The sequence below is a fragment of the Pseudomonas tremae genome (assembly GCF_001401155.1).
GTDB classification, from domain to species: Bacteria; Pseudomonadota; Gammaproteobacteria; order Pseudomonadales; family Pseudomonadaceae; genus Aquipseudomonas; species Aquipseudomonas tremae.
The window spans coordinates 1-474 of sequence record NZ_LJRO01000033.1 but is presented as its reverse complement, the minus strand read 5'-3'; the positions used below and the strand labels follow the sequence as shown (position 1 = coordinate 474).

At 58.6% G+C, this 474-nt stretch carries 2 pseudogenes; both read right to left on the bottom strand.

Annotated elements, in window-relative coordinates:
* A pseudogene (locus tag ALO43_RS02290) lies at nucleotides 1-229 on the bottom strand (hypothetical protein); the annotation flags it as partial.
* Nucleotides 230-268: 39 nt separating this feature from the next.
* Nucleotides 269-474, bottom strand: a pseudogene (locus ALO43_RS02285) (AAA family ATPase); the annotation flags it as partial.

Below are 474 nucleotides of genomic sequence, written 5' to 3'. Positions count from 1 at the left end.
GCAAATGATCGTCGAGATTTTCCAGACCTTTGAAATACGCACCGAAGGCCCGGTCGAACTTGTCGAAATGGCGCTCGTCCTTGACCAGAGTCGTGCGCGCAAGAAAGTAGAACTCATCGATATCGGCAAAGATAACCCGCTGTTTCAGCGCATTGATCAGGTCCAGCAATTCACGCAGAGACACCGGCACTCTGGCCGCGCGCATTTCGTTGAACCGGTTGAGCAGCATGGCTGTCGCCCTTTTACGTAACGGGGTGGATGAAGGCGCTCAACGGTTGCCGCGGCGGCTCATGAACGCCAGACGCTCCAGCAAATGCACATCCTGTTCGTTCTTGACCAGCGCCCCGGCCAGCGGCGGGATCGCCTTGGTCGGGTCGCGCTCACGCAGCACGGCTTCACCGATGTTGTCGGCCATCAGCAGCTTCAGCCAGTCCACCAGCTCGGACGTGGAAGGCTTCTTCTTCAGGCCAGGCA